At 59.5% G+C, this 14,122-nt stretch carries 11 protein-coding genes and 1 pseudogene; 6 read left to right on the top strand and 6 right to left on the bottom strand.

Annotated features, from left to right (window positions below; translation table 11 throughout):
• Positions 1 to 316 precede the first annotated feature (316 nt).
• The 5 genes from I5W_RS31655 to I5W_RS22955 all read left to right on the top strand — a co-directional run bounded on the left by I5W_RS31655 (position 317) and on the right by I5W_RS22955 (position 6,640).
• Positions 317 to 787 carry a hypothetical protein gene (locus I5W_RS31655; protein WP_148289183.1) on the top strand — a complete coding sequence of 157 codons (471 nt, stop codon included), beginning with the start codon at positions 317 to 319 and terminating at the stop codon, positions 785 to 787.
• A gap of 357 nt (positions 788 to 1,144) precedes the next feature.
• Positions 1,145 to 3,067, top strand: a complete 1,923-nt coding sequence (locus tag I5W_RS22970) for a PrkA family serine protein kinase (protein ID WP_017449791.1) — start codon at positions 1,145 to 1,147, stop codon at positions 3,065 to 3,067.
• Between the two features lie 102 nt (positions 3,068 to 3,169).
• The gene (locus I5W_RS22965) at positions 3,170 to 4,438 is read left to right on the top strand and encodes a YeaH/YhbH family protein (protein ID WP_044530985.1); all 1,269 of its coding nucleotides are present in this window, start codon (positions 3,170 to 3,172) and stop codon (positions 4,436 to 4,438) included.
• A complete protein-coding gene (locus I5W_RS22960) occupies positions 4,435 to 5,964 on the top strand; it encodes a SpoVR family protein (RefSeq protein ID WP_044530984.1) in 1,530 nt (509 codons plus the stop codon). Before I5W_RS22965 ends, I5W_RS22960 begins: the two co-directional genes overlap by 4 nt.
• Before the next feature lie 22 nt (positions 5,965 to 5,986).
• On the top strand, positions 5,987 to 6,640 hold the full coding sequence (locus I5W_RS22955) for an LON peptidase substrate-binding domain-containing protein (RefSeq protein ID WP_017449794.1): 654 nt from the start codon (positions 5,987 to 5,989) through the stop codon (positions 6,638 to 6,640).
• A 59-nt stretch (positions 6,641 to 6,699) separates the two neighbouring features.
• On the opposite strand, the gene I5W_RS22950 is transcribed toward I5W_RS22955, so the two are convergent.
• On the bottom strand, positions 6,700 to 7,389 hold the full coding sequence (locus I5W_RS22950; protein ID WP_044530983.1) for a MarC family protein: 690 nt from the start codon (positions 7,387 to 7,389) through the stop codon (positions 6,700 to 6,702).
• Positions 7,390 to 7,491: 102 nt separating this feature from the next.
• Positions 7,492 to 8,163: pseudogene (locus I5W_RS22945) on the bottom strand (MFS transporter); the annotation flags it as partial.
• A gap of 429 nt (positions 8,164 to 8,592) precedes the next feature.
• Here I5W_RS22945 and I5W_RS22940 point away from each other — a divergent pair.
• A complete protein-coding gene (locus I5W_RS22940) occupies positions 8,593 to 8,841 on the top strand; it encodes a hypothetical protein (RefSeq protein WP_044530982.1) in 249 nt (82 codons plus the stop codon).
• Positions 8,842 to 8,882: 41 nt separating this feature from the next.
• On the opposite strand, the gene I5W_RS22935 is transcribed toward I5W_RS22940, so the two are convergent.
• The 4 genes from I5W_RS22935 to I5W_RS22920 form a co-directional block, all read right to left on the bottom strand.
• Complete coding sequence (locus tag I5W_RS22935; RefSeq protein ID WP_252717183.1) at positions 8,883 to 10,223, bottom strand: glycoside hydrolase family 28 protein; 1,341 nt, start codon at positions 10,221 to 10,223, stop codon at positions 8,883 to 8,885.
• A 39-nt stretch (positions 10,224 to 10,262) separates the two neighbouring features.
• A complete protein-coding gene (locus tag I5W_RS22930) occupies positions 10,263 to 11,627 on the bottom strand; it encodes a short-chain fatty acid transporter (RefSeq protein WP_044530981.1) in 1,365 nt (454 codons plus the stop codon).
• Between the two features lie 274 nt (positions 11,628 to 11,901).
• On the bottom strand, positions 11,902 to 13,533 hold the full coding sequence (locus tag I5W_RS22925; protein WP_044530980.1) for a methyl-accepting chemotaxis protein: 1,632 nt from the start codon (positions 13,531 to 13,533) through the stop codon (positions 11,902 to 11,904).
• A 136-nt stretch (positions 13,534 to 13,669) separates the two neighbouring features.
• Complete coding sequence (locus I5W_RS22920; protein WP_148289184.1) at positions 13,670 to 14,032, bottom strand: response regulator; 363 nt, start codon at positions 14,030 to 14,032, stop codon at positions 13,670 to 13,672.
• Positions 14,033 to 14,122 lie beyond the last annotated feature (90 nt).

Below are 14,122 nucleotides of genomic sequence, written 5' to 3'. Positions count from 1 at the left end.
GCTTTCGGTGTGCCTGTTCCGCATCACCGATGCCCTGCCGCCCACCAAGCCGGCAGCCCCTGCATCGCTGACACCATTAACTCTGTTGGCCTCTGCCGCCTCCCGGTGGCTACCTGGGTAATCGACCGGTGGACAACTGAAACAGCACTGCGTCGGCACCGCGCGCAATTCTTCAGATGGTGAACCCTGAATTAGACTGCATTTTCTACTTAGCTGTCAATGACTTATGCGCTTTTACCCCCCACGCCGGGAGGCTGACGGTCGAGTTTGCACCGGGAGCGTGGCGGAATTGCAAAAATGGGCGGAAACAGAGCCTATGAAGTTGCTTGCAGGACATCATTCGGGATTGAACATAAGCCGTCACATCAAGCTCTCCGGGGATGCAAGAAAATGGGACACCCCATGCGCTCCACGCATGAACAAATCCGTAAATCATCTAAAGCTTTTTTTCAGCGCCGCTGAACGTCCTTGCACGCCAGTCGGGATGAGGCGGATCAGCAACAGAGAGGCAGCGCAATCGCTCCGGTTACAAAAAAGATGCTTTACCTTGGCTGCACCCTGCAATATGTCAACCATGGCTGGCACGATTCCAGCTATAAGGGGATATGAAGCAAAGAGATCGGTGCGCGGGACACGCGAATTGCACCGGCAGGAGGAGAACGGCAGCATCGGCAGGACCAGTCTTTCTGGTCTGCTCAACCGCCCCACAGGCATTGTCCGCCTGTTTTCTCCCGCCGGCCATCAGGTTTTTCATGATGGCACGCTGCGCGAAAATAGCGCACCGTGAGGTCAACCGCTGAAGCAATCCGCACATTGAAAGAGCATGAAGTGAAATTCTCTTCAGGCCTCCCCGCGCAGGCGAGGAGATCGAAGCATCACCTCAATAGACGGGAAAGCGCAAAAAAAATCTGGCTCTGATGAACAAAGCTGCACTATAGGGATCATCAAGCAGAAGCAAAAAAAGGACTAGAATAAAAACGCGATCTAAAAAAATCTTCACATCGCGCTGTTGATGCTACGGCTTTCAAAGAACACACCGGCAATGACGCAACACAGAGTCACCGACGCGTTCTTTGATAACCGCAGATGGCAAGTCCAGACATATGAATCTGTTTCGTACTTTTTTGAGAGCGACGGAGGTGGTATGGATATCTACAGCAGCTTTGCAAGCCGGTTCGACAAGACCAGAGAAGAAGAATTATCGCTTGAAGAGTATCTGAATCTTTGCAAGAGCGACCCGGCGGTCTATGCATCGGCTGCCGAACGAATGCTCATGGCCATCGGCGAGCCCGAAAAGGTCGACACCCGGGAAGATCCGCGCCTCTCGCGCATCTTCGCCAACAAGGTCATCAAGGTCTATCCCGCCTTCAAGGAATTCTATGGCGCGGAAGAAGTGATCGAGCAGGTTGTTTCGTATTTCCGCCATGCTGCGCAAGGCCTGGAAGAGAAGAAGCAGATCCTTTATCTGCTGGGTCCGGTCGGTGGCGGCAAGTCCTCCATTGCCGAGCGCTTGAAGCAGCTCATGGAGCAAGTGCCCTTCTATTCCATCAAGGGCTCGCCGGTCAACGAATCGCCGCTGGGCTTGTTCGACTATGACGAAGACGGCCCCATCCTCGAAGAGCAATATGGCATCCCGCGCCGTTATCTCAAACCCATCCTGAGCCCCTGGGCGGTCAAGCGCCTGCACGAGTACAACGGCGACATCCGCCAGTTCCGCGTGGTCAAGCGCTACCCGTCCATCCTGCGCCAGATCGGCATTTCCAAGACCGAGCCGGGCGATGAAAACAACCAGGACATTTCCACCCTGGTGGGCAAGGTCGACATCCGCAAGCTGGAACAGTATTCGCAGGACGATGCCGACGCCTACAGCTATTCGGGCGGCCTGTGCCTGTCCAACCAGGGCCTGCTGGAATTCGTGGAAATGTTCAAGGCCCCCATCAAGGTGCTGCACCCGCTGTTGACGGCCACCCAGGAAGGCAACTTCAAGGGCACCGAAGGTTTCGGTGCGATCCCCTTCGATGGCGTCATCCTGGCCCACTCCAACGAATCGGAATGGAAGGCCTTCCGCAACAACAAGAACAATGAAGCGCTGCTGGACCGCATCTTCATCGTCAAGGTGCCTTACTGCCTGCGCGTCTCTGAAGAAATCAAGATCTACGAAAAGCTGATCCGCAGTTCTTCACTGGGCAAGGCCACCTGCGCCCCCGGCACGCTGAAGATGATGGCGCAGTTCTCGGTACTGACGCGCCTGAAGGAGCCGGAAAATTCCAGCCTCTTCTCCAAGATGCAGGTCTATGACGGCGAGAACCTCAAGGACACCGACCCCAAGGCCAAGTCCTACCAGGAGTATCGCGACTATGCTGGTGTGGATGAAGGCATGAACGGCATCTCCACGCGCTTCGCCTTCAAGATCCTCTCGCGCGTATTCAACTTCGATACCACCGAGGTAGCGGCCAATCCGGTGCACCTGATGTACGTGCTGGAACAGCAGATCGAGCGCGAGCAATTCCCGCAGGAAGTCGAACAGAAATACCTGTCCTTCGTGAAGGACACGCTGGCCTCGCGTTACGCCGAATTCATCGGCAAGGAAATCCAGACCGCGTATCTGGAGTCGTATTCGGAATATGGCCAGAACGTCTTCGACCGTTACGTCACCTATGCCGACTTCTGGATCCAGGACCAGGAATACCGCGATCACGATACCGGCGAGAGCTTCGACCGCGCAGCGCTCAATGCGGAGCTGGAAAAGATCGAGAAGCCGGCCGGCATCAGCAATCCCAAGGACTTCCGCAACGAGATCGTCAACTTCGTGCTGCGTGCGCGCGTCAACAACGGTGGCAAGAATCCGCTGTGGACCAGTTATGAAAAACTGCGCGTGGTGATCGAGAAGAAGATGTTCTCCAACACCGAAGACCTGTTGCCGGTGATTTCCTTCAACGCCAAGGGTTCCACCGAAGAAATGCAGAAACACGAAGACTTCGTCAATCGCATGGTCAGCAAGGGATACACGCCCAAGCAGGTGCGCCTGCTGTGCGAATGGTACCTGCGCGTGCGCAAGTCCTCGTAAGCGCCGCTGTTGCGCATCGCCCGCTCCATGCACGGCGATGCGCGCAGCGACCCTTCGGCGCCGTGCGCCTGGCGCACCGCCGACCACTAGCAGGAGAACCGAGTGCTGCATCAGATCATCGACCGCAGGCTGGCTGGCAAGAACAAGAGCATCGCCAATCGGGAGCGCTTCCTGCGGCGCTTCAAGGGACATATCCAACGTTCGGTGGCCGACGCCGTGCGCGACCGGAGCATTACCGATCTGGAAAAATCGAAGAGCATCAGCATCCCGCGCAAGGATGTCTCGGAGCCCTTCTTCCATCACGGCAAGGGCGGCAAGCGCGAAGCCGTGCATCCGGGCAACCAGGATTACCTGCAGGGTGACCGTATCCCGCGCCAGAACGGTGGCAGCGGTGGCGGCGGCGGCAGCAGTGCCAGCAACGAGGGCGAAGGCCAGGACGATTTCACCTTCGAGCTGACCCGCGAAGAATTCATGCATTACTTCTTCGAGGACCTGGAACTGCCGCGCCTGGTGGAAACCAACCTGCTGCAGGTCCCCAACTGGAAGAACCAGCGCGCCGGTTATTCGGTCGATGGTTCGCCCAACAACATCGACGTGGTGCGCTCGCTGCGCTCTTCGCTGGGTCGCCGCATCGCCCTGGGCGGGCCGCTGCAACGGCAGCTCGATGCCGCCGAGGAAGCGCTGGCCGAAATGAAGCGCCAGCCGGAAGATCACAGCTCAGATATCAGACTTCTGGAAGAAGAGGTCAAACATCTGCGCGCGCGCATCCTGCGCATCCCCTTCATCGATCCCTTCGACCTGCGCTATGTGAACCGGGTGCGCCAACCGCAACCGTCCAGTCGCGCCGTGATGTTCTGCGTCATGGACGTGTCGGGCTCGATGGATGAGCAACGCAAGGATCTGTCCAAGCGCTTCTTCATCCTGCTCTATCTATTCCTGACGCGTAACTACGAGCACATCGAAGTAGTCTTCATCCGCCATCACACGCGCGCCGATGAAGTCGATGAAAACACCTTCTTCCATTCGCAGGAAAGCGGCGGCACGGTGGTCTCCAGCGCCCTGGAGCTGATGCACGACATCATCACCAAGCGCTACTCGCCCAGCGAGTGGAACATCTATGGCGCGCAAGCCTCGGATGGCGACAACTGGAACGACGACTCCCCCAAGTGCCGTGAACTGCTGGAGTCCTCCATCCTGCCGCTGACACGCTACTTTGCCTACATCCAGGTGGCCGAGCCGGAACAGAACCTGTGGACCGAGTACCTGCAACTGGTCGAGTCGCATCCGCACTTCGCCATGAAGAAGGTGCAATCGGCCGCCGAGATCTACCCGGTCTTCCGCGAACTCTTTGAAAAGCAGGTGCACGCATGAACAGCCGCTTCAAGCATGACCCGCTGCCTTGCCCCTCGGACTGGAGCTTCGAGCTCATCGAGCGCTACAACGAGGAAATCGCCAGGGTGGCCAAGGGTTACGAGCTGGACATCTACCCCATCCAGCTGGAGATCATCTCGGCCGAGCAGATGATGGATGCCTATGCCTCGCACGGGATGCCGGTCAACTATCGGCACTGGTCCTACGGCAAGCATTTCATGCTCACCGAACGCGACTACAAGCGCGGGCAGATGGGCCTGGCCTACGAGATCGTGATCAACTCGGACCCCTGCATTGCCTACCTGATGGAAGAGAACACGATGACCATGCAAGCCCTGGTCATCGCCCACGCCGCCTACGGCCACAACTCCTTCTTCAAGGGCAATTACCTGTTCCAGTTGTGGACGGACGCCAGCGCCATCATCGATTACCTGGTGTATGCCCGCAATTACATCGCCGAGTGCGAGGAACGGCACGGCTTCGAACGCGTGGAAGAATTGCTGGACTCTTGCCATGCGTTGATGAACTACGGCGTGGACCGCTACAAGCGTCCGCAACGTCTCTCGCTGGCGCAGGAAAAGGCGCGCCAGCGCGAACGCGAAGCCTATATGCAGTCGCAGGTCAACGAGCTGTGGCGCACCCTGCCGGCCAAGAAGGAAACGGCGACCGCCGCCGTGGAAGGCCGCTTCCCGTCGGAGCCACAGGAGAACCTGCTGTATTTCGCCGAGAAGAATGCGCCCCTGCTGGAACCGTGGGAACGCGAGGTCATCCGCATCGTGCGCAAGGTCGGCCAGTACTTCTATCCGCAGCGCCAGACCCAGGTGATGAACGAAGGCTGGGCCACCTTCTGGCATTACACGCTGTTGAATACGCTCTACGACCAGGGCCGCCTGACCGATGGCTTCATGATGGAATTCCTGCATTCGCATAGCAACGTGGTGTTCCAGCCGCCCATTACCAAACCCTATTACAACGGCATCAATCCGTATGCCCTGGGTTTCTCGATGATGAGCGACATCCGCCGCATCTGCGAACACCCCAGCGACGAAGACCGCGAGTGGTTCCCCGACATTGCCGGCAGCAACTGGCTCGATACCCTGCAGCACGTGATGCGCAACTACAAGGATGAGAGCTTCATTGCGCAATATCTCTCGCCCAAGCTCATGCGCGACATGCGCATGTTCGCTGTGCTGGACGATGAGGCGCGCAGCGAGATCGAAGTCTCGGCCATCCACAATGAGCGCGGCTTCCAGTACGTGCGCCAGGCGCTCTCGCGGCAGTACGACATCAACCATCGCGAACCCAATATCCAGGTCTGGTCGGTCAACACGCGCGGCAATCGCAGCCTGACGCTGCGCCACTTCCGCAGCGATGGCCGCTCGCTGGGCGACAGCACCAACGAGGTGCTGCGCCACATGGCGCGGTTGTGGCAGTTCGACGTCTATCTCGAAAGCGTGGACGACAATGGCTACATCGTGCAGCGCTATGAATGCGTGGCCGAGAACCGCTATGCGCTGCGTTCATGAGTGACTTCCTTGAGGAGTAATCATGCCTGCTGCCCCCGCCACTCCGCGCCCGCCGATCTCGGCCCAGACCATCCCGCTGTTCCCGCTGGCCAGCACGCTCTTTCCGCAAGGGCGGCTACCGCTGCAGATCTTCGAGGTGCGCTACCTGGACATGATCCGCAAGTGCATCGCCGAGGGCAGCAGCTTTGGCGTGGTGGCCCTGACGGATGGATCGGAAGTGCGGCGGCCCGGCCAGACCGAGCGCTTCGTCGGGGTGGGCACGGTGGCGCGCATCCAGGAATGGAGCACGCCCTCCCCCGGCCTGATGCGCATTGCCTGTCTCGGCAGTGAACGTTTTCGCATCCTGCAGGCCGAGCAGCAAAAGCACGGGCTGTGGACGGCCCAGGTGGAAATGATGGAGGACGACCACGCCGTGAGCATCCCGGAGGAATTGCGCAACACGGCGCAAGCGCTGGAGAACCTGCTGCAATCGGTGCTGCGCCAGGGCTTGCCGGACAGCGAAGTGCCCATCGCCGCGCCTTACCGGCTGGATGACTGCGGCTGGGTCGCCAACCGCTGGGCCGAGATGATGCCCATTTCCGTGAACCTCAAGCAAAGCCTGCTCGCGCTGGACAATCCGCTGCTGCGGCTGGAGCTGGTGCAGGATGCCTTGGATGAGCTGGGTTGGTTGAAGTAGTTAGTGCTTGCCTTACGAAAACTAACACTTCGGATTCGCGATTCTTAGTTTTTCTTCCCTCACGGCGCCACGCCGCTGATCCCCGCCTCGGCCAGCAAGGCCGCCATGCCCGACCAGAAGATCTGGATCCCGATACACAGCAGGATGAAGGCCGACAGCCGCAGCACCACCATGGTGCCCAGGCGGCCCATCAGGTTGACCAGCTTGTGCGCATAGTTGTAGCAAAGGAAGATCACCAGCGCGGTCAGTGCAGCGCCCAGGGCGGCGCTACCTACCGAAATGACCCAGTCCAGCAGACGCGTGGGCGTGTTGGCGCCCAGGGTGATGGAGGCGGCAATGGTGCCAGGGCCGACGGTCAAGGGGAAGCTCATCGGATAGAAGCTGCGCGCCTTGATTTCTTCATCGGGCAGGTCTTCGTCATAGGACTTGGCCACCTGGGTGGGAATGGCGCTGTCCTGGCTATTGTCGTTCAACAGCTTCCAGCCCGACACCGCCACCAGCAGGCCACCGCCCACCCGCACGATGGGCAGCGAGATGCCAAAGAAGGTCAGCACGTGCGAGCCGATGAAGATCGCTGCCACCAGCATGAACCAGCAATTGATGGCGACCTGGCGCGCGATGCGCTTTTCGGTGCTGCGGCTGACATTGCCCAGGAGGTTGGCGAACACCGGCGCGATGCCCAGGGGATTGAGGATGGGCAGCAGCGTGACCGGGATCAGCAGGACGGCCTTGAGAAAGAGGATGAGCATGGCGCAATCGAAAAAAACGGCATTGAGGGTGTGACCCGGCAGCGTAGCCGAAAGCCGCTACGCTGCCAACCACGACCGCACTGCCGGCCTGGGCGCGACGATTCAGGCCGTGCGCAGATGCAGGCGTCGCGCCCGGGTGAGCAGCAGCACCGCGATGCTCAGGTTCAGCAGGTTCCAGGCAATGCCGTTGGCAAAGGCGGCATGGTAGGAGCCGGTCAGGTCAAAGATCTTGCCCGACATCCAGCCGCCCAGCGCCATGCCGAACATGGTGGCCATGATGACCGCGCCCACCCGCTGCCCAGCTTCGGCGGCAGGGAAATACTCGCGCACGATGATGGCGTAGGACGGCACGATACCGCCCTGGAACAGGCCGAACAGCGCCGAGATCAGGTACAGCGAGGCCAGGCTGTCGAAGGGGATGAACAGCAGCAGTGACAGGCCCTGCAGGACCGAGCCCAGCAGCAGCGTGCGCAGGCCGCCGATGCGGTCGCAGATGGCCCCGGAGACCAGGCGGCTGACCACGCCACAGGCCAGCATCAGCGAGAGCATCTGGGCACCGCGCGCCGGGCCGTAGCCGAGGTCGCCGCAGTAGGCCACGATGTGGACCTGGGGCATGGCCATGGCTACGCAACAGGCGACTCCGGCCACGCACAGCAGCAGTTGCGCGGAGCCCGGTGCCAGGCCGAAGGGCCGCGGGCCGCCGCCGGGGCGGGGCGTCGCTGCACTGCTGTCCTGCACCGGCGGGCGGGTGCGCATGAGCAGGGCCAGCGGGCACTCAGCCGCAGTCCGCACCGCCGACTGCCATCGCCGCCAGCCCGGAACCACGCGCCCTGCCCGCCAGCATCAAGGAAGACAAAAAAGAAGAGTGGGAATCCTTCTAGCTCCTTCGGCGTAGGACAATAGCCCGCGACCTGAACGCTGTCCTTGTCGCCTTCGCGGGTATTGTCCACCCGGCTTGGAAGAGCAAGTTCATCTTGTATGGATCTTGTCTTCTGGACTTTCCCTACATGGCCTAGTTAAAATTCATGCACAAGTGTTACAGGGACAGTGACACACCTTGACTATTTTCAGACTTGTAGCTGGTGCGGCATTGCTGGGCACCCCGATTGGCAATGGGTTTGATGTGGTTGTATCCGATAGCGCTCAGGCAACTGAAGTGTTATCGGATTTTTTTGTCTCTCCCAGCAAACGGAAATACTCAAAATGATCGATTGGGTCCCTATCATCTTCGTGACGTTCAAGCTGCTCGTGTTCATCACGGGTATGTTCTTCGCCATCAAGTGGCATTACGACCAAGGAAAGAAGGACAAGGGCAAGCAGATGATGGACACGCGCGCGGTGCTGCGCACCAGCGGCTTGGTGGCACTAGTCTTCCTGCTATTGCTGCTGGGCCTTTGGATCGTCACCGATATTGTCAGCAAGATGCTCGGTCTGGACATGACCTTCCCCTGATCGCACAGCAGCATGGCCAAGCTTGCGCTGCTCGGAAAAGTTCACGAGGCAGACGGGAACGCCAGCCAATGCAATCTGCAATCCCCGACCGGAGCAGTCGTGGCCGAAGCAACAGACGCCGACGGAAGAGGATACGCACCGCCCTTGAGCACGGAAAGATTGGCATAGCTGACTTGCCATCGTGCGTCCGTATCAAAGCGGACATCGTCCAAGGCGATGTCCAGCAAGTGGTTGGCGTCATAGCCATGCACCACCAGCGCGCCACCACTTCCGCTGACGTCCTTCAAGAGAATTTCCCGATACACCGGAATATTCTCGCCACCTGCCTCATCTCCATAGTGGGTATCAAAGTCGATAGGACGCACATTGCCGCGCAGGCAGATGGTGTCGTAGCGTATTTTCCTAACCTCGCCTCCGCGACTGGAGTTGCCCTTGATGCGCAAGCCGGAAACCGCACCGTCGATGGTGACGTTACGTACCAGCACGTCGCTCACGCCATCCACGGTTTCGCTGCCTATCGACAGCCCATGCCCCCAATACAAGTGATCATCGAGGATAGAGAGGTAGCGGGTCGCACCATTTCCGGCCTTGATCGCTATGTTGTCGTCGCCTGTACGGATGAAGCTGTGAGCGATGGTGACATCTTCGGCCGCCGACGGATCGATGCCATCGGTATTGCGCGCCTGTGCCGGAGCATCGATGGTCACGCCCCAGATCGTCACGCCCTGCACATGGTTCAGCGCCAGATGGAAGTTGGCCGAGTTGCGTAGGGTGACTTTGTAGAACACCAGGTTGCTTGCATGGTCGACCTGTATCAGACGCGGATTATTCTGCTTTCCCGATTCACGCTGGGCGCGGCGGGCAAGCTGCCACCAGGTTTCGTTCGTGCCTGCCATCAGCTCTCCGCCTTGGCCGTCAATGACGCCCTCGCCCATGATGCCGGCGTCATGCGTGCCATTGAAGAAGATAAAAGGACGACAGCCGTTACCTTTGCGGTCGATGCTACCGCAGTGCCCATTGCGGTCATAGGCCAGTGCATTGGTGGTAGCCGCCAGCACCGTCCCTTTGTCGAGCCAGAGGGTGACACCCGACTTCATGGTCAGAGGCGCGGTTTCAAAGCGCCCGCCCTGCCCACCCACGATCAGATGCACCGCTTGGCCAGCGGGACATTGATCGATCGCCTGTTGCAGTCGTGCCGTCTCCTGTCCGAGGGAAGATGGAAACAAAGGAGACAACGTCGCGCAGGCCTGGGTCGGCAATTGCGGCTCTGAAACCGCACGCCGGTCCTGAGCCTGGGCCCAGGAAAATACGGCGCAGATCATGTAGAGAAACAGCAAGCGGACAATATACCCAAGCCTCTTCGTTGAAAAAATAAACTGCAATTTCGTCGTCCCTTTCAGTCCAATCCAATGATGGTCCGCTCACACCAGCAGCAACAAGGCCGCTCCATAGACCACCGCTCCCACCAGAAATGTCGTGGCGGTATAGCCCAGCACACGCTGCACCCCAATGCCTGCCATGGCCACCACCGGCGCAGCCCAGAACGGCTGCAACATGTTCGATACCTGCTCACCCATGGCTACGGCCATGGTGGTGGCCGGTACCGACGCGTGCAAGGCCACTGCGGCCGGCACCACGAAGGGGCCCTGCACCGCCCAATGACCACCGCCGCTGGGAATGAAAAAGGTCACGATCAATGAGCATACGTAACTCCAGAAGGGCAAGGTATGCGCATTCGAAATGGCGATGAAGAAATGAGAGATCACATCCGGCAAGCCGGTGGCATCCATGATGCCCATGATGCCGCCATAGAGCGGGTATTGCAGCATCATCGAACCGGTCTGCTTGGCGGCATTCTTGATGGCGTCTGCATAGGCCAGCGGATAGCCATGCAGCAATACACCGGCGATGAACATCACGAAGATCACGGCATTGACGCCGGAAAAAGCGATGTGCTGGAATTGGCTCAGTACCAGCAAGCCGATGCCGACCAGGCCGATGAAGGCGCTGCCGATCCAGGAATGCTCGATCCAGGCGGCGAAACTGAGCTTGCCCGTGGGTTTCTGACGGATCGGGGCGTCGGGATTTTTTTCGATGTCCAGCACCGAGGCCTGTTCATCATTCGGTTTGAGCCAGGCCAGCACCACGGGCATGACCACCAGCATGATCACGGTCGGGATGATATTGAAGCGAGTGAAGACGGTGCTACCGAATGGCAGCACCTGTCCGGTCAGTTTTTCGACAATATTCATGGCGCTGCCCGGGGTGGATTGGGCCAAGGCGATCGAACTCGAAACCCCCGTCGCCCAGACCACCCAACCCGAATACCCCGCCGCCACGATCCAGGCGAAATCCACACGCATCCGCTTGGCCACCTCGCGCGCCAGCAAGGCGCTCACGACCAGGCCAAAACCCCAGTTGAAGAACGACGCCACGGCCACCGAAAGAAAGGTCAGCGCGGCCGCTTGCGCTGGCGTATTGGCCAGGCCAACGAGGGCCTTGAAGCAACGCTGTACCGGTGGCGCATGGGCAAAGGCGTGGCCGGTCACCAGGATCAGGGTGATCTGGAAGGCAAAGGTCAGGATGTCGAAATAGCCCTTGTACCAACCGCCGATGACGTGTGCCAGCGTGGCATGGGGGGCAAAGAGAAACGCCAGCAAGGTCACCAGGGCCGTGATCAGGATCGCCAGGACAAAGGGATCAGGGATCATGCGCTCGAACAGCCGGATGGTCATTTCGGTCAACGAAGTCTTGCGCCGGGAAGCACTTGCAGCCGTGGCAGTCATGCTGGTCTCCTGTATCGCGTGATACGTATCGTTATGTTGAGGGCCACCTATCGTGAAAAAATCATAAAGTAGATTTCAGCGCATTGGCTGACGCTTGCCTGACTGAAGGCGCTAAATTTGCGCCAAGGATGCGGCACGGCAAGCCATCGGGATGCGCTTGGCGCGCGCATCAGTGCAAGAAGCGGTCACATTCCCGGAAGTCGAGACGAAAAAAAAGCGCCCGCAATAAGCGGGCGCAATCATAGGTCTGATGTAGCTGTCTTACGCAAGCATCCTACTTCAGTGCCAGTGCCTTGCCCGTGAATGTCTTTCGCGGGCGCTCCACGGCCGCCATGGTGATGGAAGGCGTCACCGATGCATCGAGCTTGAAGGTCGATACCAGCCCCGACAGCGCACTGGCCTGTTCCGTCATGGCGTTCGCAGCAGCGGCGGCTTCCTCCACGAGAGCCGCGTTCTGCTGCGTGGCTTCATCCATGTGCGTAATCGAGACATTGATCTGGCTGATGCCGTTGCTCTGTTCCTGGCTTGCATACGAGATCTCGGCCACCACATCGGTCACTCGCTTCACACTGCTGACCACGTTTTCCATCGTCTGCCCGGCCTGCTCGACCAGACTGCTGCCCTGCTCGATCTGCGCCACCGAATCATTGATCAGTTCGGTGATCTCCTTGGCCGCCGTGGCGCTGCGTTGCGCCAGGTTGCGCACCTCCGAGGCCACCACTGCAAAACCACGTCCCTGCTCACCGGCACGCGCGGCCTCGACCGCAGCGTTCAGGGCCAGGATATTGGTCTGGAACGCAATGCCATCGATGACGCTGATGATGTCGACGATCTTGCGCGAGGAAGTGTTGATGCCCTCCATGGTGTTGACCACCTTGCCCACCACTTCGCCACCCTGACTGGCGACTTCCGAGGCCGAGACCGCGAGCTGGCTGGCTTGCTTGGCATTGTCGGCATTCTGCTTCACCGTCGACATCAATTCTTCCATGGCCGAGGCGGTCTCTTCCAGTGCGCCGGCCTGCTGTTCGGTGCGCGAGGACAGATCCATGTTGCCGGTGGCGATCTCGGCCGAGGCGGTAGAGATGGTGTCGGTGCCGATGCGCACTTCTTGCACGATATTGCGCAGGTTGTCGTTCATCTGCCTGAGCGCATCGAGCAACTGGCCGGTTTCATCCTTACCGGTGTTGGCCGGAATATGGGAGCGCAGGTCGCCGGCGGCTACCTGGCGGGCAATGTCTACGGCGTTGCTCAGCGGGCGGGCCACCAGGCGGGCGATCCACCAGGACAGCAGCAGTGCCAGGGTCATGCAGCAGGCGATGAGGACGACGATGGCCAGGCGGGCGCGCTGGTAGACCTGGTTGGCCTGGTCGTCGGAGGCCATGGCGCCCTTCTTGTTGACTTCCGTGGCTTCATTGATCTGGTCCTGCAGCTTGCGATAGACCGGGGTGGACGCGCTCTGCATCACCGCGTAGGCGGCCGGTTTCTGGCCTTCCACGAAGAGTTTTTCCATGCGTTCGTGAGCGCTCTTGTAGTCGGCGACGTTGCGCTGGATCTCAACGAACAGCTCTTTCTCGCGCGGTTCTGATGCCAAACCGCCGTAGATGCTCATTTCCTTGAGCAGGATATCCATCTGCTTGCTGGCGCGCTCGCGGGAAGCTTGCTCTTCCTTCTTGTCGTCGGTGAGCAGTTGCTGCATGTCGAAGCTGCGTGAGCGTGCCAGTGCCAGGCTGATGGCAGAAAGGCTATTGATGCTGGGCAGCCAGTTGCGGGCGATATCGGTGGCGCTCTGGTTGACCTGCGCCAGTTGCAGGATGGACATGCCACCCAGCCCGACCAGGAACAGCAGCACCACCAGGAAGGCGGCATTGAGCTTGTGGGCGATCTTAAGATCGTAGAACCATTTCATGATGACGACTCCCCCCTGATCGTGGTGCGCAATTCGGTGATGTGATGCGCTTAGGAGTCATCATAGGGATACTCAGCAAATAAATCAAATAAAACAATTTAAGCAGTTGTTTTATTTCCCTAGGGATTTTCCTGAATCAGGCTTTTTGTAGCCATTTTTCCACGGTATTCATCAAGCCGACCTGGGTGAAGGGTTTGCTGAGGTAGTCGTCCATGCCGGCATCCAGGCAGCGCTGCCGATCACCTTCGATGGCGCTGGCGGTCAAGGCGACGATGGGCGTGCGGGGGCGGCCCTGCTCACGCTCCAGGGCACGGATGGCGGTCGTGGCCTGGTAGCCGTCCATGATGGGCATCATGCAATCCATCAGGATCAGATCGTAGCTACCGCTGCGAACCGCTTCCAGCGCCAGTTGGCCGTTTTCCACTTCTTGCAGGATGCAGCCACGGCGCGCCAGCAGGATGCGCAACAGTTGCCGGTTGATCTCGGTATCCTCGGCCACCAGGATGCGCGCGCCGCTCAGCGAGGAGGCGGCGCCGACGACCGGAGTCNGCGCCGGCGTAGAAGGGGCGTGCTGAGCTTGTCCAGGGCT

The sequence above is a fragment of the Herbaspirillum sp. B65 genome (assembly GCF_000333555.1).
GTDB lineage: Bacteria > Pseudomonadota > Gammaproteobacteria > Burkholderiales > Burkholderiaceae_D > Herbaspirillum > Herbaspirillum rubrisubalbicans.
This window is presented reverse-complemented; position numbering and strand designations above follow the sequence as displayed.

Excerpts from the sequence above, each read along its gene's own strand:
- I5W_RS22970 (WP_017449791.1), top strand. The coding sequence starts at position 1,145 with ATGGATATCTACAGCAGCTTTGCAAGCCGGTTCGACAAGACCAGAGAA.
- I5W_RS22950 (WP_044530983.1), bottom strand. The coding sequence starts at position 7,389 with ATGCTCATCCTCTTTCTCAAGGCCGTCCTGCTGATCCCGGTCACGCTG.
- I5W_RS31655 (WP_148289183.1), top strand. The coding sequence starts at position 317 with ATGAAGTTGCTTGCAGGACATCATTCGGGATTGAACATAAGCCGTCAC.
- I5W_RS22930 (WP_044530981.1), bottom strand. The coding sequence starts at position 11,627 with ATGACTGCCACGGCTGCAAGTGCTTCCCGGCGCAAGACTTCGTTGACC.
- I5W_RS22960 (WP_044530984.1), top strand. The coding sequence starts at position 4,435 with ATGAACAGCCGCTTCAAGCATGACCCGCTGCCTTGCCCCTCGGACTGG.
- I5W_RS22925 (WP_044530980.1), bottom strand. The coding sequence starts at position 13,533 with ATGAAATGGTTCTACGATCTTAAGATCGCCCACAAGCTCAATGCCGCC.
- I5W_RS22955 (WP_017449794.1), top strand. The coding sequence starts at position 5,987 with ATGCCTGCTGCCCCCGCCACTCCGCGCCCGCCGATCTCGGCCCAGACC.
- I5W_RS22940 (WP_044530982.1), top strand. The coding sequence starts at position 8,593 with ATGATCGATTGGGTCCCTATCATCTTCGTGACGTTCAAGCTGCTCGTG.